The sequence below is a fragment of the Kitasatospora sp. NPDC094016 genome (genome assembly GCF_040304045.1).
In the GTDB taxonomy this organism is placed as follows: domain Bacteria; phylum Actinomycetota; class Actinomycetes; order Streptomycetales; family Streptomycetaceae; genus Kitasatospora.
Genome location: NZ_JBEOUK010000006.1, coordinates 207135 through 230478, shown reverse-complemented (window position 1 = coordinate 230478; position 23344 = coordinate 207135). Strand labels below are relative to the sequence as shown.

At 70.9% G+C, this 23344-nt stretch carries 19 protein-coding genes and 1 pseudogene; 17 read left to right on the top strand and 3 right to left on the bottom strand.

Going from position 1 to position 23344, the window contains the following annotated elements:
• Positions 1-60 precede the first annotated feature (60 nt).
• From metH to ABT015_RS08970, 3 genes are all read left to right on the top strand, one after another.
• Entirely contained in the window at positions 61-3567 is a 3507-nt protein-coding gene (metH, locus tag ABT015_RS08980) for a methionine synthase (RefSeq protein ID WP_350878000.1), read from the top strand.
• Positions 3568-3720: 153 nt separating this feature from the next.
• Positions 3721-4422: an HAD family hydrolase gene (locus tag ABT015_RS08975; protein WP_350877998.1), complete on the top strand. Its 702-nt coding sequence runs from the start codon at positions 3721-3723 to the stop codon at positions 4420-4422.
• A 353-nt stretch (positions 4423-4775) separates the two neighbouring features.
• Positions 4776-6395: an ABC transporter substrate-binding protein gene (locus ABT015_RS08970; protein WP_350877997.1), complete on the top strand. Its 1620-nt coding sequence runs from the start codon at positions 4776-4778 to the stop codon at positions 6393-6395.
• Between the two features lie 94 nt (positions 6396-6489).
• Here ABT015_RS08970 and ABT015_RS08965 read toward each other — a convergent pair whose 3' ends face one another.
• The gene (locus ABT015_RS08965) at positions 6490-7161 is read right to left on the bottom strand and encodes a response regulator (protein ID WP_063346919.1); all 672 of its coding nucleotides are present in this window, start codon (positions 7159-7161) and stop codon (positions 6490-6492) included.
• Positions 7161-8069 (bottom strand): RecB family exonuclease, encoded by a 909-nt coding sequence (locus ABT015_RS08960; protein ID WP_350877996.1) that lies wholly within the window; start codon positions 8067-8069, stop codon positions 7161-7163. Before ABT015_RS08960 ends, ABT015_RS08965 begins: the two co-directional genes overlap by 1 nt.
• Positions 8070-8237: 168 nt before the next feature.
• Between ABT015_RS08960 and ABT015_RS08955 the strand changes: the two genes are divergently transcribed.
• The 3 genes from ABT015_RS08955 (at position 8238) to ABT015_RS08945 (ending at position 11194) form a co-directional block, all read left to right on the top strand.
• Positions 8238-9458: a site-2 protease family protein gene (locus tag ABT015_RS08955; RefSeq protein ID WP_350877995.1), complete on the top strand. Its 1221-nt coding sequence runs from the start codon at positions 8238-8240 to the stop codon at positions 9456-9458.
• 45 nt (positions 9459-9503) lie between these two features.
• Positions 9504-10463 carry a tRNA (adenine-N1)-methyltransferase gene (locus ABT015_RS08950; RefSeq protein ID WP_350877994.1) on the top strand — a complete coding sequence of 320 codons (960 nt, stop codon included), beginning with the start codon at positions 9504-9506 and terminating at the stop codon, positions 10461-10463.
• Positions 10464-10588: 125 nt separating this feature from the next.
• On the top strand, positions 10589-11194 hold the full coding sequence (locus ABT015_RS08945) for a hypothetical protein (RefSeq protein ID WP_350877993.1): 606 nt from the start codon (positions 10589-10591) through the stop codon (positions 11192-11194).
• Between the two features lie 12 nt (positions 11195-11206).
• Here the strand turns inward: ABT015_RS08945 and ABT015_RS08940 are convergent, their stop codons facing one another.
• Positions 11207-11512 carry a ferredoxin gene (locus tag ABT015_RS08940; protein ID WP_350877992.1) on the bottom strand — a complete coding sequence of 102 codons (306 nt, stop codon included), beginning with the start codon at positions 11510-11512 and terminating at the stop codon, positions 11207-11209.
• 284 nt (positions 11513-11796) lie between these two features.
• Between ABT015_RS08940 and arc the strand changes: the two genes are divergently transcribed.
• From arc to ABT015_RS08890, 11 genes and pseudogenes are all read left to right on the top strand, one after another.
• Entirely contained in the window at positions 11797-13563 is a 1767-nt protein-coding gene (arc, locus tag ABT015_RS08935) for a proteasome ATPase (protein ID WP_350877991.1), read from the top strand.
• 230 nt (positions 13564-13793) lie between these two features.
• Positions 13794-15305, top strand: coding sequence for a depupylase/deamidase Dop (gene dop / locus ABT015_RS08930; RefSeq protein ID WP_208869055.1), 1512 nt, complete (start codon positions 13794-13796; stop codon positions 15303-15305).
• A 174-nt stretch (positions 15306-15479) separates the two neighbouring features.
• Positions 15480-15698 carry a ubiquitin-like protein Pup gene (locus ABT015_RS08925; protein ID WP_031069167.1) on the top strand — a complete coding sequence of 73 codons (219 nt, stop codon included), beginning with the start codon at positions 15480-15482 and terminating at the stop codon, positions 15696-15698.
• An 83-nt stretch (positions 15699-15781) separates the two neighbouring features.
• Positions 15782-15910: pseudogene (locus ABT015_RS37955) on the top strand (endonuclease VII domain-containing protein); the annotation flags it as partial.
• Positions 15862-16704, top strand: coding sequence for a proteasome subunit beta (gene prcB / locus ABT015_RS08920; RefSeq protein WP_350877990.1), 843 nt, complete (start codon positions 15862-15864; stop codon positions 16702-16704). The pseudogene ABT015_RS37955 and the gene prcB, both read left to right, overlap by 49 nt.
• Before the next feature lie 31 nt (positions 16705-16735).
• Positions 16736-17491: a proteasome subunit alpha gene (gene prcA / locus ABT015_RS08915; RefSeq protein WP_350877989.1), complete on the top strand. Its 756-nt coding sequence runs from the start codon at positions 16736-16738 to the stop codon at positions 17489-17491.
• Positions 17492-17612: 121 nt separating this feature from the next.
• Positions 17613-18974 carry a Pup--protein ligase gene (gene pafA / locus ABT015_RS08910; RefSeq protein WP_350877988.1) on the top strand — a complete coding sequence of 454 codons (1362 nt, stop codon included), beginning with the start codon at positions 17613-17615 and terminating at the stop codon, positions 18972-18974.
• Between the two features lie 136 nt (positions 18975-19110).
• Positions 19111-20097, top strand: coding sequence for an FKBP-type peptidyl-prolyl cis-trans isomerase (locus ABT015_RS08905; RefSeq protein ID WP_350877987.1), 987 nt, complete (start codon positions 19111-19113; stop codon positions 20095-20097).
• A gap of 233 nt (positions 20098-20330) precedes the next feature.
• On the top strand, positions 20331-21641 hold the full coding sequence (locus tag ABT015_RS08900) for an FKBP-type peptidyl-prolyl cis-trans isomerase (protein ID WP_350877986.1): 1311 nt from the start codon (positions 20331-20333) through the stop codon (positions 21639-21641).
• Between the two features lie 162 nt (positions 21642-21803).
• Positions 21804-22187 (top strand): FKBP-type peptidyl-prolyl cis-trans isomerase, encoded by a 384-nt coding sequence (locus ABT015_RS08895; protein WP_350877985.1) that lies wholly within the window; start codon positions 21804-21806, stop codon positions 22185-22187.
• Between the two features lie 164 nt (positions 22188-22351).
• Positions 22352-23344: a helix-turn-helix transcriptional regulator gene (locus tag ABT015_RS08890; protein ID WP_350877984.1), complete on the top strand. Its 993-nt coding sequence runs from the start codon at positions 22352-22354 to the stop codon at positions 23342-23344.

The window sequence follows — 23344 nt, the reverse complement described above, 5'->3', positions numbered from 1 at the left end:
GTGCGGGCCCGAGTAAGCGGGCCCGCAAAGCCGACAGCCGTCGCACCAGGGAGAAGCCCCATGGCCACTGCAGCCAATCCGTCCATCACTCAGCAGAGCCGCGCGAACGCGCTGCGTGAAGCGCTCGCCACCCGGGTGGTGGTCGCCGACGGTGCGATGGGCACCATGCTCCAGGCACAGGATCCGACGCTGGAGGACTTCCAGAACCTGGAGGGCTGCAACGAGGTCCTCAACGTCACCCGGCCCGACATCGTGCGCTCCGTCCACGAGGCCTACTTCGGGGTCGGCGTGGACTGCGTCGAGACCAACACCTTCGGCGCCAACTTCTCCGCCCTCGGCGAGTACGAGATCGCGGAGCGCATCTTCGAGCTGTCCGAGTCGGGCGCCCGGATCGCCCGCGAGGTGGCCGACGCCCACGCCGCCGACGGCCGCACCCGCTGGGTGCTCGGCTCGATCGGCCCCGGCACCAAGCTGCCCACCCTCGGCCACGCCCCGTACGAGACGCTGCGCGACGGCTTCCAGCAGAACGCGGCCGGCCTGATCGCGGGCGGCGCCGACGCGCTGCTGGTCGAGACCAGCCAGGACCTGCTGCAGACCAAGGCCGCCATCCTGGGCTCCAAGCGCGCCCTCGCCGAGGCCGGGCTGGACCTGCCGGTGCTGGTGCAGGTGACCGTGGAGACCACCGGCACCATGCTGCTCGGCTCCGAGATCGGCGCCGCGCTGACGGCCCTGGAGCCGCTCGGCGTCGACTACATCGGCCTCAACTGCGCCACCGGCCCGGCCGAGATGAGCGAGCACCTGCGCTACCTGGCCAAGAACGCGCGGATCGGCCTGTCCTGCATGCCGAACGCGGGCCTGCCGGTGCTCGGCAAGGACGGCGCCCACTACCCGCTCTCCCCGGCCGAACTGGCCGACGCGCACGACGTGTTCACCCGCGAGTACGGCCTCTCGCTGGTCGGCGGCTGCTGCGGCACCACGCCCGAGCACCTGCGCCAGGTGGTCGAGCGGGTGCAGGGCCGGCCGGTCACCCCGCGCACCCCGCAGCCGGAGTCCTCGGCGTCCTCGCTGTACCAGGCGGTGCCGTTCCGGCAGGACACCTCGTACCTGGCGATCGGCGAGCGCACCAACGCCAACGGCTCGAAGAAGTTCCGCGAGTCGATGCTGGCCGGCGACTGGCAGGCCTGCGTGGAGATCGCCCGCGACCAGATCCGCGACGGCTCCCACCTGCTGGACCTGTGCGTGGACTACGTCGGCCGCGACGGCGTCGCCGACATGAAGGAGATCGCCGGCCGGCTGGCCACCGCCTCCACCCTGCCGATCGTGCTGGACTCCACCGAGCCGCAGGTGCTGCGGGCCGGCCTGGAGGCGCTCGGCGGCCGGGCGGTGCTCAACTCGGTCAACTACGAGGACGGCAACGCCCCGGACTCGCGCTTCGGCCGGATCGCCTCGCTGGCCCGCGAGCACGGCGCCGGCCTGATCGCGCTGACCATCGACGAGGAGGGCCAGGCCCGCACCGCGGGCAAGAAGGTCGAGATCGCCGAGCGGCTGATCGCCGAGCTGACCGCCGACTACGGCGTCGACGAGGGCTCGATCCTGGTGGACTGCCTCACCTTCACCCTGGCCACCGGCCAGGAGGAGTCCCGCCGGGACGGCATCGAGACCATCGAGGCGATCCGCGAGCTCAAGCGCCGCCGCCCGGCCGTGCAGACCACGCTGGGCCTGTCCAACATCTCCTTCGGCCTCAACCCGGCCGCCCGGGTGGTGCTGAACTCGGTCTTCCTGCACGAGTGCGTCGAGGCTGGCCTGGACTCGGCGATCGTGCACGCCTCCAAGATCCTGCCGATCTCCCGGATCCCCGAGGACCAGCGCGAGGCCGCCCTCGACCTGGTCTACGACCGCCGCCGGGACGGCTACGACCCGCTGCAGCACCTGCTGGAGCTGTTCGACGGCGTCTCCTCGGCCTCGGTCAAGGCGTCCAAGGCGGAGGAGCTGGCCGCGCTGCCGCTGGACGAGCGCCTGCAGCGCCGGATCATCGACGGCGAGCGCAACGGCCTGGAGGCCGACCTGGACGAGGCGCTGGCCGGGCGGCCCGCGCTGGAGATCATCAACGACACCCTGCTGTCCGGCATGAAGGTGGTCGGCGAGCTGTTCGGCTCCGGCCAGATGCAACTGCCCTTCGTGCTCCAGTCCGCCGAGGTGATGAAGACCGCGGTGGCCCACCTGGAGCCGTACATGGAGAAGTCCGACAGCGAGGGCAAGGGCACCATCGTGCTGGCCACCGTCAAGGGCGACGTCCACGACATCGGCAAGAACCTGGTGGACATCATCCTGTCCAACAACGGCTACAACGTGGTCAACCTGGGCATCAAGCAGCCGGTCTCGGCGATCCTGGACGCCGCGCAGGAGCACAAGGCGGACGTGATCGGGATGTCCGGCCTGCTGGTGAAGTCCACCGTGATCATGAAGGAGAACCTGGAGGAGCTCAACCAGCGCAAGCTGGCCGCGAGTTACCCGGTGATCCTGGGCGGCGCCGCGCTCACCCGGGCCTACGTCGAGCAGGACCTGCACGAGATCTACGAGGGCGAGGTCCGCTACGCCCGGGACGCCTTCGAGGGCCTGCGGCTGATGGACGCGCTGATCGCGGTCAAGCGCGGCGTGCCCGGCGCGAGCCTGCCGGAGCTCAAGCAGCGCCGGCACGCCCGGGTCGAGGTGGTGGAGGAGCCGGAGGTCAACCTCGGCCAGATCCGCTCGGACGTCACCGTCGACAACACCGTGCCGACCCCGCCGTTCTGGGGCGACCGGATCGTCAAGGGCATCCCGTTCGCCGACTACGCCTCCTGGCTGGACGAGGACGCGCTGTTCAAGGGCCAGTGGGGCCTGAAGGCGGCCCGCAGCGGCGAGGGGCCCTCGTACGAGGAGCTGGTGGAGACCGAGGGCCGGCCGCGGCTGCGGATGTGGCTGGACCGGCTGCAGACCGAGGGCTGGCTGGAGGCGGCCGTGGTCTACGGCTACTACCCGGCCAACTCCAAGGGCGACGACCTGATCGTCTTCCACGAGGACGGCACCGAGCGGACCCGCTTCACCTTCCCCCGCCAGCGGCGCGGGCGCCGGCTCTGCCTGGCCGACTTCTTCCGCCCGGAGGAGTCCGGTGTGCGGGACGTGGTCGGCCTCCAGGTGGTCACCATGGGCAACCGGATCTCGGAGGCGGCGAACGAGCTGTTCGCCGACAACTCCTACCGCGACTACCTGGAGCTGCACGGCCTGTCGGTGCAACTGGCCGAGGCGCTGGCCGAGTTCTGGCACGCCCGGGTCCGCTACGAGCTGGGCTTCTCCGGCGAGGACCCGCAGGACGTCAAGGACATGTTCGCGCTCAAGTACCGGGGCGCCCGCTTCTCGCTCGGCTACGGGGCCTGCCCGGAGCTGGAGGACCGTGCCAAGATCGCCGAGCTGCTGAAGCCCGAGCGGATCGGCGTGGTGCTCTCCGAGGAGTTCCAGCTGCACCCGGAGCAGTCCACCGACGCGATCGTCATCCACCACCCGGAGGCGAAGTACTTCAACGCCCGGTAACCCGGGCGCCTCGTTCCGTTCGCTCTTTTCGGGCGAACCGGGCGTATCCTGGATGATCCTGAACGGGCCGGTCCGCTCACCAGCGGGCCGGCCCGCGCCATCCCCGGGGGGCACTTGAACGCGCCCGGGGGTACCGACGGAAGGACTCCCGCCATGACCACCTCCACCGCCGCCCGGATCCTCGACCACGGGGACGGCCGCGGCTTGCAGGCGGTGCTGCTGGACATGGACGGGACGCTGGTGGACACCGAGGACTTCTGGTGGCAGGCCGAGGTCACCCTGTTCGCCGAGCTGGGGCACGCGCTGACCGACGAGGACCGGGCCCAGGTGGTCGGCGGTCCGATGACGCGGGTGATCGACTACCTGGTCGGCACCACCGGGGTGGACCTCGCCCCGGCGGACCTGACGGTGCTGATCAACCAGCGCTTCGTCGACCTGCTGGCGGGCGGCGTGCCGCTCATGCCGGGCGCCGAACGGCTCCTCAACACCCTGGCCGCACACGGGATTCCGGCCGTCCTGGTGACCGCCTCGCACCGGCACGTGGTGGACATCGTGCTGCGCTCGCTGGGCTCCCACCACTTCGCGTTCACGATCGCGGGGGACGAGGTGCCGCGCACCAAGCCGCACCCGGACCCGTACCTGGAGGCGGCCCGGCGGCTGGGCGCGGACCCGGCCCGCTGCGTGGTGGTCGAGGACGCGCCGACCGGGGTCCGGGCGGCCGAGGCGGCGGGCTGCCCGGTCGTCGCGGTGCCCTCGGTGGCGCCGATCGAGCCGGCCCCGGGGCGGCTGGTGCGCTCCTCGCTGGAGCAGGTCGATCTTGAACTGCTGCGCTCGCTGGTCGCTTCGCGGGTGTGATTGTCATCTCATTGCGAGGGTGCTCTACTCGCCGGTAAGCGGCTGGATCCAGCCGCCGCCGACGGCCGTCCGGGGAGAAAAAGGGCATTGCCTGACAACTCGTCGGGTGTTTCGCGATGCCCTCAACCACCGTGTCCCAAACGTCATCTGCACGGGTATCGGTCGTGCGTGTTCGATATGGCACGCTACTCCAGTTCGTTCCCCTCCCTCGCGCCCTGCCACCGCCGACGACGGGCAACCCCGTCCCGCCCGCGGTCGTACGGGCGTCAGGCCCGCGCACGCCTTCCGCACCGGGAGCGCCCTCGACGCGGGCCGCCGGCCCCGGTCGGACCGCACCCAGAAGGACGCGCCCCGTGAAGACTTCAGCTGAACGCCTGGCAGCACTCGGCTGCGCCGGTCTTGTCGCCGTGACGGCGGCAGGCTGCGGATCGGTCACCGACGCCGTCAAGGGGGACGGCGGCAAGGCGATCGTCATGGGCACCACCCAGCTCACCGGTGTGCTGGACCCGGCCGCCGCCTACGACTCCGGCTCCTGGCTGCTGCTGCGCAACACCTTCCAGTCGCTGCTCACCTTCCCGGCCGCCTCCAGCGCCCCCTCCCCGGACGCCGCGCAGTCCTGCGAGTTCACCGCGGGCGACGCCACCCAGTACCACTGCACCATGCGGACCGGCCTGAAGTTCTCCAACGGCCACCCGCTGACCGCGGCCGACGTGGTGTTCTCGATCGAGCGCACCAAGAAGATCAACGACCAGAACGGCGCGGCCCCCCTGCTCTCCTCGATCAGGAGCGTCGAGGCCAAGGGCGACACCGAGGTGATCTTCCACCTCTCCACGCCCGACGCCACCCTGCCGGCCAAGCTGGCCGGCCCGGCCGGCGCCATCCTCGACCACCAGGCCTACCCGGCCGACAAGGTCGTCCCCAACGACAAGCTGATCGGCTCCGGCCCGTACCGCTTCGAGACGGTCGAGGTCATGGGCGGCGACGGCGACACCGCCAAGCAGCTGGGCAAGGTCGTCCTGGTGCCCAACGACAAGTACAACGGCGAGGCCAAGCTCCGGAACAGCAAGTTCACCGTCCGGTACTTCGACAAGCCCGCCGACCTGAAGACCGCGCTGGACAAGGGTGACGTCGACCTCACCGACAACAGCCTGGACCCGAACACCGCCGCCCAGATGCACTCCGACCAGCAGGGCGGCAAGACCGACCTCCAGGTCGTCGAGGGCGACAGCAACGACACCCGCTCGCTGGTCTTCAACACCAAGGACCCGGTCGCCGGCAACGTCGCCGTCCGCCAGGCCGCCGCCCAGCTGCTCGACCGCAAGTCGCTCGCCCGCGACGTCTTCGCCCGGACCGTCCAGCCGCTGTACGCGATGGTCCCGGCCGGCGTCACCGGCCACACCACGGCCTTCTTCGACCGCTACGGCGACCAGGACAGCGGCAAGGCCAAGAAGATCCTCACCGACGCCAAGGTCCAGCTGCCGGTCAAGCTCACCCTCACCTGGTCGCGCTCGCGGGCCGGCAGCGCCGAGCCCGAGACCCTGAAGAAGCAGCTGGAGGCCGGCGGCCTGTTCCAGGTGACCGTCCAGACGGAGCCGGACTGGGACAAGTACCGGGCCGGCTGGTCCGAGGGCCGCTACCAGGCCTACCTCATCGGCTGGTTCGCCGACTACCCGGACCCGGACAACTACATCGCCCCGCTGCTCATCGACGGCGGCGCCTACCACCACGGCTGGGACGACCCGAGGATCAGCCAGAAGCTGGTGCCGGACGGCCTCAAGCAGGCAGACCGCAGCGCCGCGGTGGCCGGCTACGCCCAGATCCAGCAGATCGTCGCCGAGAACGCGCCGCTCATCCCGCTGTACCAGAACAAGGGCTTCTTCGCGTCGCGCTCGTACATCACCGGCGTCGAGTCGACCATCGACACCACCGGCGTGTTCCGCTTCTGGGAGATCAGCCGCAGCGCCGGCAAGTAGCCGACCGGACGACACCCCCAAACACGGCGGCCCGCCCGCCTTCCCCCTGGGTGCAGGGGGAAGGCGGGCGGGCCGTCGGTTCGTTCCCGAGGGCTTACAGGGCGCCCGGGCGCACCAGCCCGCTCTCGTACGCGTACACCGCCGCCTGCACCCGGTCGCGCAGCTGGAGCTTGGTCAGCACATGGCCGACGTGCGTCTTCACGGTGGTCTCGCTGACGAACAGTTCGGCCGCGATCTCCGCGTTCGAGAGCCCGCGCGCCACCAGCTTCAGCACCTCCAGCTCGCGCTCGGTCAGCGCGCTCAGCGCCTGCGGCGGCGCCTCCTCGCCCGAGGGCAGCTTGGTGGCGTACATGTCCAGCAGCCGGCGGGTGATGCTCGGCGCCAGCATCGCCGCGCCGTCCGCCACCACCCGGATCGCCTGCACCAGTTCCTCCGCCGGGACGTCCTTCAGCAGGAAGCCGCTGGCGCCCGCGCGCAGCGCCTCCACCACGTACTCGTCCAGGTCGAAGGTGGTCAGCACCAGCACCTTGGCCGGGCCGTCCCGCCCGGGGCCGGCGATCCTGCGGGTCGCCTCGACGCCGTCCATCCTGGGCATCCGGATGTCCATCAGCACCACGTCGGGCTGCAGCGCCCGCACCTGGTCCAGCGCCTGCTGACCGTCGCCGGCCTCGCCGACCACGACCAGGTCGGACTCGGCCTCCAGGATCATCCGGAAACCGGTGCGCAGCAGCGGCTGGTCGTCGACCAGCAGCACTCGGATCGTCACTAGGACTCCTTGCTCATCTGATCCCCCGTGGGATCGTCTTCGTCAGACGTACGCGACAGCGGCAGCGGGTACGGCGGGGGAGTGCCGCCGAACTCCGGGCAACTGGCCTGGTGGTCGCACCAGTCGCAGAGGCGGTTGCGGGTCGCCGGGAACTCCCCGGTGGCCACCGCGTGGGTGATCCGCTCCCAGAGCGCCCGCAGCTTGCGCTCCACCGCGAGCAGATCGGCCTCGTCCGGGTCGTAGCTGACCACGTCCCCGCCCCCGCCGAGGTAGACCAGCTGGAGCCGCTTGGGGACGACACCCTTCCAGCGCCACACCACGAGCGCGTAGAACTTCATCTGGAACATCGCCTTGCCCTCGAAGTCCCGCGAGGGCGCCCGGCCGGTCTTGTAGTCCACCAGCCGGACCTCACCGCTCGGGGCGACGTCCACCCGGTCGATGTAGCCGCGCAGCAGCAGCCCCGACTCCAGGGCCGTCTCCACGTACAGCTCGCGCTCCACCGGGTGCAGCCGGGTCGGGTCCTCCAGCCGGAACCACTGGCCGACCAGCTTCTCGGCGTCCGCCAGCCAGCGGGTGAGCGCCGCGCCGTCCGGATCGTCCGGGAACAGCGAGCCCAGCTCCGGGCGCTCGCCCAGCAGCCGCTCCCACTGCGGGCGCAGCAGGCCCAGCGCCCGCTCCGGCGTCCGCTCGGTCGCCGGGCTGTCGAAGAGCCGCTCCAGCACCGCGTGCACCAGCGTGCCCCTGGTCGCCGCCGCGCTCGGCGGCTCGGGCAGCCGGTCGATCACCCGCAGCCGGTACAGCAGGGGACAGGTCAGGAAGTCCCCCGCCCGGGACGGGGACAGGCCGGTGGGGGGCGCCGCCGGGCGCGCCGGGGCCCCGGCGGCGCTGGTGGTGTCGGTCTGCTGCATGCCTCCGACCCTATTGCCCTTCGCTGTCATCCCGCTGCCACGGTGCTGCCACACCGCGCGGCACAGTGGGTATGAAGCCTGACAGAGGGCCGCACGCCACCGGAGCGCCGCGATCACGTAGCGTGGGCGCACCGGGGCACGACGGGGCAGACGACCGAAGGGATCACGGTGAGCGACAGCAGGGGGCAACAGACCTCCGACCAGCCACCGCAGGACGACGGCGGCCGCCCGGCAGGGCGACCGCCCCGGCCGCCCGAGCGCGGCAGCGGCCTCCTGGTGGGCCGCCCCTTCGGCGTGCCCGTCTACGTGACCCCCTCCTGGTTCGTCATCGCCGCGCTGATCACCTGGGTGTTCGGCGGCCAGCTCGGCGACGTCCTGCCGGACCTCGGCGCCGCCCGCTACCTGCTCGCGTTCTTCTTCGCGGTCGCCTTCTACGCCTCCGTCCTGGTGCACGAGCTCGCTCACACCCTGGTCGCGCTTCGCTACAGGCTCGGGGTACGGCGGATCCAGCTCCAGTTCTTCGGCGGCGTCTCGGAGATCGAGAACGAGGCCGAGAGCCCGTGGCGCGAGTTCTGGCTGGCCTTCGTCGGCCCGCTGCTCTCGCTGGTGCTCGGCGGCGTGTTCTTCCTCGCGATGCAGGCCGTGGAGCTCTCCACCGTGCCCGGGGTGCTGCTCACCGGGCTGATGGTCTCCAACCTGGTGGTCGCCGCCTTCAACCTGCTGCCCGGCCTGCCGCTGGACGGCGGCCGGATGCTGCGCGCGGTCGTCTGGGCGATCAGCGGCAAGGCGATGACCGGCACGGTCGCCGCCGCCTGGGTCGGCCGGGCGCTGGCCGTCGTGGTGCTGGTCGGCCTGCCGCTGGCCAGCGCCGCCCGCGGGATCGAACGCACCACGACCGACACCCTGGTGGACGCGGTGCTGGCCGCCGTCCTCGCCGCGATCATCTGGAACGGCGCCACCGGCAGCCTGCGCAACGCCCGGCTCAAGGAGGTGCTGCCCGGCCTGCGGCTGCGCGACCTCGCCCGCCGGACCGTCGAGGTCACCGCCGACACCCCGCTCGGCGAGGCGCTGCGCCGGGCCCGGGAGGCCCAGGCCGGCGCGGTCGTGGTGGTGGACGGCCGGGGCGACCCGATCGGCATCGTCCGCGAGTCCGCCGTCCGCGCGGTGCCCGAGCACCGCCGCCCGTGGGTCGCCGTCGGCCCGCTCGCCCGCGACCTCGAACCCGGCCTGCGGCTGGACGCCGACCTCGGCGGCGAGGACCTGCTGCGCGCCGTCCAGGCCACCCCGGCCGGGGAGTACCTGGTGGTCGAGGCGGACGGCCGGGTGTTCGGCGTCGCCGCGCTCACCGACATCGAGCAGCGCCTCACCGCCGCCGTCGCCGGCCGGTGATCACTCTGGTCGGGCGGACCGTCCGCTTCCCTTAGGATTGACCGCATGTCCGAACCGACCGGTGCCACCCGCCGACGCGGGCCCTTCCAGGTCGGGGACCAGGTCCAGCTGACCGACCCCAAGGGCCGCCACTACACGTTCACGCTCCAGGCCGGGAACCAGTTCCACACCCACAAGGGTGCGTTCCCCCACGACGAGCTGATCGGCGCCCCCGAGGGCACGGTCGTGCGCACCACGGGGAACGTCCCGTACCTCGCGCTGCGCCCCCTGCTCCCCGACTACGTCCTGTCCATGCCGCGCGGCGCGGCCGTGATCTACCCCAAGGACGCGGGGCAGATCCTGGCCATGGCCGACATCTTCGCCGGCGCCCGCGTCGTCGAGGCCGGTGTCGGCTCGGGCGCGCTCTCCACCTACCTGCTGCGCGCCGTCGGCGACACCGGCATGCTGGCCTCGTACGAGCGCCGGCAGGACTTCGCCGACATCGCCAAGGGCAACGTCGAGCGCTACTTCGGCGGGCCGCACCCGGCGTGGAAGCTCACCGTCGGCGACCTCCAGGACAACCTGGTCGAGGCCGACGTCGACCGCGTCATCCTCGACATGCTCGCCCCCTGGGAGTGCCTGGACGTCGCCTCCAAGGCGCTCGTCCCCGGCGGCCTGATCTGCTGCTACGTGGCCACCACGACGCAGATGTCCAAGACCGTCGAGGCACTGCGCGACCACGGCACCTTCACCGAGCCGCAGGCCTGGGAGACCATGGTCCGCACCTGGCACCTGGAGGGCCTGGCCGTCCGCCCGGACCACCGGATGATCGGCCACACCGGCTTCCTGCTCACCGCCCGCCGCCTCGCCGACGGCGTCGAGCCGCCGCTGCGCCGCCGCCGCCCGGCCAAGGGCGCGTACGGCGAGGACTACGACAACGGGGGCTCGGAGCCGAGCCTCCAGGAGCGCGCCGCGGCCCGGGCCGCCGCCCGTGCCGTCGAGACCGAGCAGCCCGACCTGGGCTGACCGGGAGCGCTTCCCAGGGGTGGTACGAGCCTGCTCGTGCCACCCCTCGGCATTCCGGCCGCCGGCGTGTGGGACGATGCTCGCGCACGCAGACCAGCTCCTGGGAGCACTGGAGGGGACGCCTGGTGGAGACCGCGGTCGGGACGACGGCTGGACAGCAGACACCGCGGGGCCGCACCGGGCCCGGACACGCGCGTACCGCCCCGTGGCACTGGGCCCTGGCCCTGGCCGGCTGCGGCGCGGTGGTGGCCGCGGCCCTCGCCGCCGGCCCCGCCACCGGCACCCCGGTGCCCGTCCACGGCACTCCCAAGGCCCTCGGGGCGAGCGCCGCCCCGGACCCGGCCAAGGCCCAACTTCCGCTCGACTGCGGCCCGTTCCCGGTCGCGACGGCCATCAGCATGCCGGCCGACCTGGGCGACGGACGGCCCGGCACGGTCGTCGCCGCGCACTGCGCGGCCGAGAACGGCACCCCGCCGGACGCCGTCTACCTGCTCGGCTTCGGCCCCGGCGAGCGCCCGGTGGTGCTGGCCACGCTCCTCTCCGAGCGCGAGAACCTCACCCTCGGCCGGCTCGCGCTGCGCTCCGACGGCGCCATCACCGGTCACGCGCAGGGGTATTCGAGCGACGAGGTGCCGCGCTTCCGTCCCGACATCTCACTCGACCTCACCTGGATGCGCAAGGGCGGCGGCTGGGAACGTTCCCAGACCGCCGCCCCGGTCAGCCAGACCTGAGGGGAGGACGCGTCAGTCCGCGTCCGGCCCGTACACCTCGACCCGGTCGGTGACCCGGCGCACGTGGATGCAGTCGCCGGGGCACTCCTTCGCCGAGTCCACCACGTCCTGAAGGATCGTCAGCGGCACCGGGGCGGTCTGCCCGGGCTGCTGGCGCAGCTCGTCGTCCGGCCCCTTCACGTAGGCGAGGCCGTCGATGTCCAGCTCGAAGACCTCGGGTGCGTACTGCACGCAGATGCCGTCGCCGGTGCACAGATCCTGGTCGATCCACACCTCCAGCTGTTCGGCCGCTGCGGCCGTCTGCTCGGTTACCGACATGGTCCCCTGCCGTTTCTGTCCCGGGTCGCCCTTTTCCGGGGGCAATCCCGCCATTCGTACAACGATCGGACCCAGGCGCCCGGTCGCGATCGGATATCACTTCGCTCGACGATACATCTGGCCCGCTTTGGGTGGTGAGCGGTGGGTATCCCCTTAGCAGAGGGGAAGCACGCTGGGGCGAAGATCGGACACGCCCGTTCCATCTTTCTTGATCTAGGGGTTTACGGACCCCTGGTCCCAGGTAGGGTCTGGAAGCGTCCAGCTCCCCGGAGGAGGTGAGGACCGTGGCAGCCCACGATGACGACTACAACCGCAGCACCGGCAGGCCCGCTCGTGGTTCCGACGAGGCCGCTCAGGTCTCGTTCCTTGAGCAGGAAATCGCTGTGCTGCGCCGCAAGCTCGCCGACTCGCCGCGCAATTCGAGGATCCTCGAAGAGCGGATCGTCGAGCTCCAGACCAACCTGGCCGGAGTGTCCGCCCAGAACGAACGGCTCGCCTCCACCCTGCGAGAGGCCCGCGACCAGATCGTGGCCCTCAAGGAGGAAGTGGACCGGCTGGCACAGCCCCCGGCCGGGTTCGGCACCTTCCTCGAGGCCAACGAGGACGGCACCGCCGACATCTTCACCGGGGGGCGCAAGCTCCGCGTGAACGTCAGCCCCAACGTCGCCCTCGACGAACTGCGGCGCGGCCAGGAAGTGATGCTCAACGAGGCCCTCAACATCGTGGACGCGATGGCCTTCGAGCGCATCGGCGAGATCGTCACCCTCAAGGAGATCCTCGAGGACGGCGAACGCGCCCTGGTCGTCGGCCACACCGACGAGGAGCGGGTGGTGCGCCTCGCCGAACCGCTGCGCGAGCTCACCATCCGGGCGGGGGACGCCCTGCTGCTGGAGCCCCGCTCCGGCTACGTGTACGAGGTCGTGCCGAAGTCCGAGGTCGAGGAGCTGGTCCTCGAGGAGGTCCCGGACATCGACTACCGCCAGATCGGCGGACTGAGCAACCAGATCGAGCTGATCCGGGACGCGGTCGAACTGCCCTACCTGCACGCCGACCTCTTCAAGGAGTACGAGCTGCGCCCGCCCAAGGGCGTGCTGCTCTACGGTCCGCCCGGCTGCGGCAAGACGCTGATCGCCAAGGCGGTCGCCAACTCGCTGGCCAAGAAGGTCGCCGAGGTCACCGGACGCCCCCAGGGGAAGAGCTACTTCCTCAACATCAAGGGCCCCGAACTGCTCAACAAGTACGTGGGCGAGACCGAACGGCAGATCCGCCTGGTCTTCCAGCGGGCCCGGGAGAAGGCGAGCGAGGGCACGCCCGTCATCGTCTTCTTCGACGAGATGGAGTCGCTGTTCCGCACCCGCGGTTCCGGCGTCAGCTCGGACGTGGAGAACACCATCGTCCCGCAGCTGCTCGCCGAGATCGACGGTGTGGAGGGCCTGGAGAACGTCATCGTCATCGGCGCCTCGAACCGCGAGGACATGATCGACCCGGCGATCCTGCGGCCCGGCCGCCTGGACGTCAAGATCAAGATCGAGCGCCCGGACGCCGAGGCCGCGAAGGACATCTTCTCCAAGTACCTCAAGGAGTCGCTGCCGTTCCACCCGGACGACCTCAAGGAGCACGACGGCTCCCTGGGCACCACGGTGGCCGCGATGATCCAGTCGGTCGTGGAGCGGATGTACTCCGAGACCGAGGAGAACCGCTTCCTGGAGGTCACCTACGCCAACGGTGACAAGGAGGTCCTGTACTTCAAGGACTTCAACTCCGGCGCCATGATCCAGAACATCGTCGACCGCGCGAAGAAGATGGCCATCAAGGACTTCCTCGACCACGGTCAGCGCGGTCTGCGCGTCTCCCACCTGCTCGCCGCCTGCGTGGACGAGTTCAAGGAGAACGAGGACCTGCCGAACACCACCAACCCGGACGACTGGGCCCGCATCTCCGGCAAGAAGGGCGAGCGGATCGTCTTCATCCGCACGCTGGTCACCGGCAAGCAGGGCGCCGAGTCCGGCCGCTCGATCGACACTGTCGCCAACACGGGGCAGTACCTGTAGGCACGCGGTGAGACCGGGCCGCCCGGCGGTCCCCGGAACAGCACGCACCCCGTCCGGCTGTGGCGCCTCGCGGCCCCGCAGCCGGACGGCGCGTCTCGGGGTCCGCCCGTCGGCGCCGGGTTCTAGGCTCGACCCACCGATCGCGGGCAGAACGCCGGCGCCGGTGTTGTTCAGCGGTACGTCGGCGTGCTCCGCCCGTGGGGGGCGGCGCACCGGACAAGGAGGGCCGCATGACCGTACGGCGCGTGATGGGCATCGAGACCGAGTACGGGATCTCCGTGCCCGGGCACCCCAACGCCAACGCCATGCTCACCTCGTCCCAGATCGTCAACGCGTACGCGGCGGCGATGCACCGGGCGCGGCGGGCCCGCTGGGACTTCGAGGAGGAGAACCCGCTGCGTGACGCCCGGGGCTTCGACCTGGCGCGCGAGGTGGCGGACGCCAGCCAGCTGACCGACGAGGACATCGGCCTGGCCAACGTCATCCTCACCAACGGGGCCCGGTTCTACGTGGACCACGCGCACCCCGAGTACAGCTCGCCAGAGGTCACCAACCCGCGCGACGCAGTGCTCTGGGACAAGGCCGGCGAGCGGATCATGGCCGCCGCCGCGCAGCGCGCGCTGGAACTGCCCAACGGGCAGAACATCCACCTGTACAAGAACAACACCGACAACAAGGGCGCCTCCTACGGCACCCACGAGAACTACCTGATGAAGCGGGCGACGCCGTTCGCCGACATCGTCCGCCACCTCACCCCGTTCTTCGTCTCCCGCCAGGTGGTCACCGGCGCCGGCCGGGTCGGCATCGGCCAGGACGGCTCGACGCACGGCTTCCAGATCAGCCAGCGGGCCGACTACTTCGAGGTCGAGGTCGGCCTGGAGACCACGCTCAAGCGCCCGATCATCAACACCCGGGACGAACCGCACGCCGACGCGGAGAAGTACCGCCGGCTGCACGTGATCATCGGGGACGCCAACCTCTCCGAGATCTCCACCTACCTCAAGCTGGGCACCACCTCACTGGTCCTGTCGATGATCGAGGACTCCTTCATCGCCTCCGACCTCGCCGTCGACCAGCCGGTGCGCACCCTGCACCGGGTCTCCCACGACCCCACGCTCAAACACCTGATCACCCTGCGCAACGGGCGCAAACTCACCGCCGTCCAGCTCCAGCTGGAGTACTTCGAGCTGGCCCGCAAGTACGTCGAGGACCGCTTCGGCACCGACGCGGACGAGCAGACACTGGACGTGCTGGCCCGCTGGGAGGACGTCCTCGGCCGGCTGGAGCGCGATCCGATGTCGCTCTCCCGGCAACTGGACTGGATCGCCAAGCGGGAGATCCTGGAGGGCTACCGCAGCCGGGACGCCCTCGGGTGGGAGAACCCCCGGCTGCACCTGGTCGACCTCCAGTACAGCGACGTACGGCCCGACAAGGGCCTCTACAACCGGCTGGTGGCCCGCGGCCGGTTCGAGCGGCTGGTGACCGAGGCGGAGGTCGAGCGGGCCGTCTCCAAGCCCCCGGAGGACACCCGGGCGTACTTCCGCGGGCGCTGCCTGGAGCAGTACGCCGACCACGTCGCCGCGGCCTCCTGGGACTCGGTGATCTTCGACCTGCCGGGCCGGGACTCGTTGCAGCGGGTGCCCACGCTGGAGCCGCTGCGGGGCACCCGCAACCACGTCAAGGAGCTGCTGGACCGCTGTCGCACCGCGGAGGACCTGCTGCGGGTCCTCTCCGGCGGGTAACTTTTCGATCACCATGGGTGAACGTCCGCCGAATGGGAATCATCCGGGGTGGCAGCGGGTGTTGGACAGGAAGCGCCACCGGCAAACCGGGAGCGGCAGTCGCACCTTGTGTATAGGGTCGGTGCAGCAAGCAACGACCAAACCGTGCCAGAAGAATCGAGCGGGGTGAGGGAAATGGCGAGCAAGGACACCGGCGGCGGCCAGCAGCGGGCGAACCGCTCCTCCGAGGAGGTCGAGGAGCAGGCCGCGGAAACCCAGAATTCCGACGACCTCAAGGAACGCCAGGAAAAGCTGAGCGACGACGTCGACGCGGTGCTGGACGAAATCGACGAGGTCCTCGAGTCGAATGCGGAAGATTTCGTCCGCGGATTCGTGCAGAAGGGCGGGCAATAGCCCACCCCTGGTATTCGGGAATTCACGGTCGTGACCGTCGAGGGCGGTCGGGCGGCGAGGGCCGCCCGGCCGTCCGGCACCGGCCCCCTGCGCGCGTGGACAGTGATCGCCGGGCGGGTAGGGTGCGGGCAACGCGAGCTTCAAGCTACCTGGAAGGAATCGTGTGGAAGCCAACACTCGTGGCACCGGGCGTCTACCGGCTGCCTTCCTGACCCCGGGGTCCTCCTCCTTCGTGGACTTCCTCGCCGAGCACCGGCCGGAGCTGATCCCCGGCCACCGCGGGCTCCCGGCGGGGGCCGTGATCGAGGCCCCGCACGGGACCACCATCGTGGCCGCGGTGTTCGACGGCGGCGTGGTGATCGCCGGTGACCGTCGGGCGACGATGGGCAACGTGATCGCCCAGCGCGACATGGAGAAGGTGTTCCCGGCCGACGAGTACAGCGCGGTCGGCATCGCCGGCACCGCCGGCCTCGCCATCGAGATGGTCCGGCTGTTCCAACTGGAGCTGGAGCACTACGAGAAGATCGAGGGCGCGGTGCTCTCGCTGGAGGGCAAGGCCAACCGGCTCACCGCGATGATCCGGGGCAACCTGGGCATGGCGATGCAGGGCCTGGCGGTCGTCCCGCTGTTCGCCGGCTACGACCTGGACCTCGGCCGCGGCCGGATCTTCAACTACGACGTCACCGGCGGGCGTTCCGAGGAGCGCGGCTTCGCCGCCACCGGCTCGGGCTCGGTCTTCGCCCGCGGCTCGATGAAGAAGCTCTACCGCGACGGCCTGACGGCCGACCAGGCCGCCACGCTGGTCGTCCAGGCGCTGTACGACGCGGCCGACGACGACTCGGCCACCGGCGGCCCCGACCTCGCCCGCAAGATCTTCCCGATCGTCTCGCTGATCACCGAGGACGGCTTCCGCCGGCTCACCGACGCGGAGGTCACCGAGATCGCGGTGGCGATCACCGACGAGCGCCGCTCGTACCCCAACGGCCCGCAGGCCCCGCTGCTCTAGCCATCACCTCTCAGGAAAGGGACGACCGCCGGTGTCGACACCGTTCTACGTCTCGCCCCAGCAGGCCATGGCGGACCGCGCGGAGTACGCCCGCAAGGGCATCGCGCGCGGCCGCAGCGTGGTCGTGCTCACCTACGCCGACGGCATCGTCTTCGTCGCGGAGAACACCTCCAGAGCGCTTCACAAGGTCTCCGAGATCTACGACAAGATCGCCTTCGCGGCGGTCGGCCGCTACAACGAGTTCGAGAACCTGCGCATCGGCGGCGTCCGCTACGCCGACCTGCGCGGCTACTCCTACGACCGGGCCGACGTCACCGCCCGGGGCCTGGCCAACGTCTACGCCCAGACGCTCGGCACCATCTTCTCCTCGGTCGGCGAGAAGCCCTACGAGGTCGAGCTGATCGTGGCCGAGGTCGGCCGCACCGCGGACGAGGACCAGATCTACCGCCTCACCCCGGACGGCTCGATCGTCGACGAGAAGAACTACGTCGTGGTCGGCGGCAACGCCGACTCGATCGGCAACTACCTGGGCCAGCGCCACCGGGCCGGGATGAGCCTCACCGAGGTGGTCCGGGCCGCCGTGGACTCGCTCGCCCGCGACCCCAACGGCGGCAGCCCGCGCGCCCTCACCCCGGAGCAGCTGGAGGTGGCCGTCCTCGACCGCCAGCGGTTCCAGCAGCGCAAGTTCAAGCGCATCCTGGGCAACCAGCTCGCCCGGCTGCTCGACGGCGACCAGTCCGCCGAGTCGGACGACGAGGACAACCCGGCGGACACCGCGCCGGAGTAGCAGTGCCTGCGGAGTCCCGTACGGCGGCCGGACGGAGGCCGTACGGGACTCCGGTGCCCCTGCGGCGGCCCAGTCGTCGTGGAGGCGGTTTCGGACAGCTCCGACACAGAATGGAGTGCTCATGGACCGCCGGATTTTCGGGCTGGAGAACGAGTACGGCGTGACCTGCACGTTCCGCGGGCAGCGCAGGCTGTCGCCGGACGAGGTGGCGCGGTACTTGTTCCGCCGGGTCGTCTCCTGGGGCCGCAGCAGCAACGTCTTCCTGCGCAACGGCGCCCGGCTGTACCTCGACGTCGGCTCCCACCCCGAGTACGCCACCCCCGAGTGCGACGACGTGATCGAGCTGGTGACGCACGACAAGGCGGGCGAGCGGATCCTCGAAGGGCTCCTGGTCGACGCCGAGCGGCGGCTGCACGAGGAGGGCATCGCGGGGGACGTCTACCTGTTCAAGAACAACACCGACTCGGCCGGCAACTCCTACGGCTGCCACGAGAACTACCTGGTGGCCCGGCACGGCGAGTTCTCCCGGCTGGCCGACGTGCTGATCCCCTTCCTGGTGACCCGCCAGCTGATCTGCGGCGCCGGCAAGGTGCTGCAGACCCCGCGCGGCGCGGTCTACTGCGTCAGCCAGCGCGCCGAGCACATCTGGGAGGGCGTCAGCTCCGCCACCACCCGCTCCCGCCCGATCATCAACACCCGCGACGAGCCGCACGCGGACGCCGAGCGCTACCGCCGGCTGCACGTGATCGTCGGCGACTCCAACATGTCGGAGACCACGACGCTGCTCAAGGTCGGCGCCACCGACCTGGTGCTGCGGCTGATCGAGGCCGGCGTGGTGATGCGCGACCTCACCCTGGAGAACCCGATCCGGGCGATCCGCGAGGTCAGCCACGACCTCACCGGCACCCACCAGGTGCGGCTCGCCAACGGGCGCGAGGCCAGTGCGCTGGACATCCAGGAGGAGTACTACACCAAGGCGCTGGAGTTCGCCGACCGCAAGGGCATCAACACCGGCACCATCGGCCGGGTGCTCGAACTGTGGGGCCGGACCCTGGAGGCCGTCCGCACCGAGAACCTGGACCAGGTGGCCACCGAGATCGACTGGATCATGAAGTACAAGCTCATCGAGCGCTACCGCGAGAAGCACCAGATGAGCATGTCCAACCCGCGGGTGGCCCAGATCGACCTGGCGTACCACGACATCCACCGCCGGCGCGGCCTGTTCTACCTGCTCCAGGGCAAGGGCCAGGCGAAGCGGGTGACCACCGACCTCAAGACCTTCGAGGCCAAGTCCATCCCGCCGCAGACCACCCGGGCCCGGCTGCGCGGGGACTTCATCCGCCGGGCGCAGGAGCAGCGCCGGGACTTCACGGTGGACTGGGTGCACCTGAAGCTGAACGACCAGGCGCAGCGCACGGTGCTCTGCAAGGACCCGTTCCGCTCGGTGGACGAGCGGGTGGAGAAGCTGATCGCCGGGATGTGAGCCCCGCGGGGGATCCCAGGTTTGTGATCAAGGCGGTGTCCGGCCCCGGTGGTGTCTACCGGGGCCGGACACCGTCCGGGCATACGCTGTCCGTCGAAGTCAGGAGAGCCGACCTCGATCGACAGTTAGGACCACCGTGCGCCGCACCGCCGGTTTGCTACTCACCCTGCCCCTGCTGCTGGCGGTCGCCTGCAGCAGTTCGCCCAAGGCGGCCGGCCCGGCGACTCCGTCCGCGGCGAGCGCGCCTCCGACGGTGCCCGCGCCGGTCGGCGAGGCGTCGCCGATGCCCACGCTCTCGGGGGGCGGTTTCGGCAGCAAGGCCACCATCACCCTCCCGGAGGGCCAGCCCGGCGGCCAGTTCGTGGTGAACACCGTCAGCGAGGGCGAGCGGTCGACGGTCAACAAGGGCGACTGGGTGACGGTCAACTACACGGCGAAGGACTGGACCACCGGCAAGGACCTGCCCAGCTCGTACGACCCGAGCGGGAAGCCGCAGCTCTACCAGGCCGGCAGCGGACAGCTCGTGCCGGCGCTGGACCAGAGCGTGATCGGCAAGAAGGTCGGCAGCCGGCTGCTGGTGGTCGCCCCGCCGGCGGCGGCCTTCGGCGAGCAGGGCAGCACCCAGCTCGGCGTCAACAAGGGCGACACCGTGGTGTTCGTCCTGGACATCATGGAGAGCCTGCCGCAGGACTCCACGCTGACCGGCGCCATGACCCCGCCGCCGGCGACGATGCCGCAGGTCAAGGACAACGGCAAGGCCCCGGTGACGATCACCGTGCCGGCCGGGCAGGCCGCGCCCACCGACCTGGAGCAGGCGGTGCTGATCAAGGGCGAGGGCAAGCAGGTCAAGAGCGGGCAGACCCTGGTGGTGCAGTACACCGGGGTGCTCTGGAACAACGGCCAGCAGTTCGACTCCTCCTGGACGCACGGGGGCGCGCAGGCGGTGCAGATCGGCACCGGCAGCGTGATCGAGGGCTGGGACAAGGCGCTGGTCGGCCAGACCGTCGGCAGCCGGATCCTGCTCGTGGTGCCGCCCGCGCTCGGGTACAAGGACCAGGCGCAGGGCTCGGTGCCGCCCAACTCGACGCTGGTCTTCGTGATCGACGTTCTGGAAGCGGTTTAGGGAAGCGGTTTAGGGCGGACACGCTCTAGGAAGTCCCCTAGGGGATTCCGTACGCTTGGGCGGACGCTCGTACAACGAAGCGTCCGCCCTCATCCTGAGCTGTCATACTGCCCTCGCACTGTGGCAGGCGCCGCCCGGCGTCGAGGTCCGGGGCGGACGGTGCGACGGCAGACCGGCAGTCAGCACGCCGGTCGCAGACCTGGAAGACCTCGTGGCGAGATGGATGGGGAGTCATGACTGAGAAGACGCCGAGCCCGGGCGGGGCCGGCACCGCGGCGAACGACAGCTCTGCGGGTGACCCGGCCGCCTCGCGTCCCGGCGGCCCGCTCCCGGGGGACGGCGAGTCGATCGTCGTTCCGCCGTCGATCCTGAAGCAGCAGGCCGGCTGGGCGCAGCCCGGCGAGCAGCCGCGGGCCTCGGGCGGGACCAAGACGGACGACGCCCCGCAGATCTTCGCCTCCACCGTGCGTCGGGGCGACACCTCGGAGGCCGGGTACGACGAGAACCCGCCCGGGGTGGGCCGGCTGGGCGTGATCCTCGGCACGGTGCTGGCCGTGCTGCTGGCCGGCAGCGCCGTGACGCTGTACCTGGTGAACAAGGACGGCAAGTCGGACACCGCCGCCAAGCCGGACGCCGCCAAGAGCGCGCCGCCCACGCCGACCGCCGACCCGGTGCCGCCGATCAAGGACAGCGCCAAGGTGCTGCCCGCCGTCACCGGTGACTTCGGCAAGAAGGCCGAGATCCAGGTGCCGGGCGAGGCCTCCGACGGCTCCTTCGTGGTGAAGGTGCTGACCGAGGGCACCGGCCCCAAGGTGGACAAGAACTCCTGGACCTCGGTGGACTACACCGCCAAGGACTGGACCACCGGCAAGGACATCCCGAGCTCGTACGACAACAACGGCAAGCCGCAGATCTTCCAGGCCGGCACCGACGCGCTGATCCCGGCGCTGGACCAGGCCGTGGTCGGGAAGAAGGCCGGCAGCCGGATCCTCGTGGTGGCCCCGCCGGCCGCCGCGTTCGGCTCCCAGGGCAAGGCCGACATGTCGATCGGGGCGAAGGACGACCTGATCTTCGTGATCGACATCCGCAACGCCAACGCGCCCGACTCCGTGGTGAGCGGCACCGTCACGCCGCCGCCCGCGGACTTCCCGCAGGTGAAGGACAACGGCAAGAAGCCGGCCGAGATCACCCCGGTGGCCGGCGCGAAGGACCCGACCGAGCTGAAGTCGCACGTCCTGATCAAGGGCACCGGGCCGGCGGTGGAGAAGGGCGAGAAGGTCGTCGTCCAGTACACCGGCGCGCTGTTCAAGGACGGCAAGATGTTCGACTCCTCGCTCAGCAAGGGCCAGGCGTTCTCCTTCCCGGTCGGCGGTGGCCAGGTCATCCAGGGCTGGGACCAGGGGCTGGTGGGCCAGACCGTCGGCAGCCGGGTGGAGCTGGTGATCCCGGCCGCGCTGGCGTACGGCGACAAGGGCCAGGGCGACATCCCGCCCGGCGCGCCGCTGGTCTTCGTGGTGGACATCCTGGACGCCGGTCAGGGCTGATCCACTTTCGGGTGACAATGGTGTGCGTGTGACCTTCAGGTCCGGCCGCGTGGCCGGACCACCCCGGGCGGTGGGCGCCCGTACCGTGGTCCGGGAACGGACCGGGGTGCGGGCGCCCGCCGCTTGGTCGTGACTGCAATGCGAAACGTGAGAAGAGGGACTGTGAGCGTCAACCTCAACGAGAAGCCCGAGATCGACTTCCCGATCGGCGACGCCCCGGCGGACCTGCAGATCCGCGACATCGTCGTCGGTGACGGCGAGGAGGCCAAGTCGGGCCAGGTCGTCAAGGTCCGCTACGTCGGCGTGACCTTCGAGACCGGTGAGGAGTTCGACTCCAGCTGGAACCGGGGCACCGCCCCGTTCTCGTTCCCGCTGGGCGCCGGCCGCGTCATCAAGGGCTGGGACCGCGGTGTCGCGGGCATGAAGGTCGGCGGCCGCCGCGAGCTGACCATCCCGTCGCACCTGGCCTACGGCAACCAGTCGCCGACCCCGCTCATCCCGGCGGGCTCGACCCTGATCTTCGTGGTCGACCTGATCGGCGTCTGAGTCGTTCCAGAGCGTGGGCCGAACCCCGACCGGGGTTCGGCCCACGGTCGTCTCCGGAGGCGGCTTTTGCACTGCGTACCGCTACCGGTACGGTCGGTCCCGCCGGGTGACGACCGCCCGGCGGGCGCACCCCGCGCACGCGCGGCACACCGGAAGGGTCAGCGATGGCGATCGCCAAGGCAGAGCGGCTGATGAATCTCGCCCTGTGCCTGATGAACACCAGACGTCCGCTCTCCAAGAAGGAGCTGCGGGAATCCATCGAGGCGTACCGCGAGGCCTGGCAGAACAGCAGCGAGGACGCCTTCAACCGGATGTTCGAGCGGGACAAGGACGACCTGCGCGAACTCGGCCTGGTGATCGACGTCGACGAGAGCGCCCTGGACGGCGAACTCGGCTACCTGGCCCGCGCCGACCGCAACCGGCTGCCCGAGATCGCGCTGGACGCCGAGGAGGCGGCCGCGCTGACCCTGGCCGCCCGGGTCTGGCAGCAGGCCAAGATGTCCGGCGCGGCCAGCGGCGCGCTGCAGAAGCTGCGCGCCGCCGGGGTGCCGTTCGCCGAGCCCGAGGGCCGGACCGCCCTGGAGCCCCGCATTCCCGCCCGGGAGGCCGCGTTCGAGCCGCTGCTCACCGCCGCCCGGGACCGCCGCCCGGTCGGCTTCGAGTACCGCAAGGCCGGCGCCGCCGCCGGCGAGCTGCGCACCGTCGAGCCGTGGGCGCTGGAGTGCTGGCGCGGGCACTGGTACCTGGCCGGGTGGGACCGCGACCGCGGTGACGCCCGGGTGTTCCGGCTCAGCCGGATCACCGGCAAGGTCCGGGCCAGGACCGGAGCCTTCCTCGGCACCGTGCCCGAGCACGTCGACGTCCGTGCCACCGTCGCCAAGTTCGCGGGCGAGGGCGCCACCGCCACCGCCACCGTCCGGGTCCGCCGGGGAGCGGGCTTCCCGCTGCGCACCAAGGCGCTGAGCAGTGCGCGGGTGGACGACGGCTGGGACGAGCTGGAGATCCCGTACGGCAACGGGCTGGGTGCCGACCTCGCCGAGTTCGGGCCGGACGTGCTGGTGCTCGGGCCCGAGGAACTGCGGGCCGACGTGATCGACCGGCTGCGGGCCGTGGCCGGGCTGGACGTGGTGAACGGAAGCGGAGGGGTTCAGGCGTGA